This window comes from Aeromonas sp. QDB25, from assembly GCF_027707725.1.
GTDB classification, from domain to species: Bacteria; Pseudomonadota; Gammaproteobacteria; order Enterobacterales; family Aeromonadaceae; genus Aeromonas; species Aeromonas caviae.
Genome location: NZ_JAPCIZ010000241.1, coordinates 1 through 642, shown reverse-complemented (window position 1 = coordinate 642; position 642 = coordinate 1). Strand labels below are relative to the sequence as shown.

Here is a 642-nt window from a genome sequence, read left to right as displayed (position 1 = left end):
AACGTTTGACATGAGGGGCGGCCAAGGGCGCCAGCCCTTGGACGTCCCCCTCGATGGAAGGGTTAGGCATCACTGCGTGTTCGCTCGAATGCCTGGCGTGTTTGAACCATGTACACGGCTGGACCATCTGGGGTGGTTACGGTACCTTGCCTCTCAAACCCCGCTTTCTCGTAGCATCGGATCGCTCGCAAGTTGCTCGGCGACGGGTCCGTTTGGATCTTGGTGACCTCGGGATCATTGAACAGCAACTCAACCAGAGCTCGAACCAGCTTGGTTCCCAAGCCTTTGCCCAGTTGTGATGCATTCGCCAGTGACTGGTCTATTCCGCGTACTCCTGGATCGGTTTCTTCTTCCCACCATCCGTCCCCGCTTCCAAGAGCAACGTACGACTGGGCATACCCAATCGGCTCTCCATTCAGCATTGCAATGTATGGAGTGACGGACTCTTGCGCTAAAACGCTTGGCAAGTACTGTTCCTGTACGTCAGCAAGTGTCGGGCGTGCTTCTTCTCCGCCCCACCACTCGACGATATGAGATCGATTTAGCCACTCATAGAGCATCGCAAGGTCATGCTCAGTCATGAGGCGCAGTGTGACGGAATCGTTGCTGTTGGTCACGATGCTGTACTTTGTGATGCCTAAC

General features: G+C 55.3%; 1 protein-coding gene. It reads right to left on the bottom strand.

Annotated elements, in window-relative coordinates:
• Positions 1–62: 62 nt before the first annotated feature.
• Positions 63–617 (bottom strand): aminoglycoside N-acetyltransferase AAC(6')-Ib4, encoded by a 555-nt coding sequence (locus PG883_RS23705; protein WP_003159191.1) that lies wholly within the window; start codon positions 615–617, stop codon positions 63–65.
• Positions 618–642: the final 25 nt, after the last annotated feature.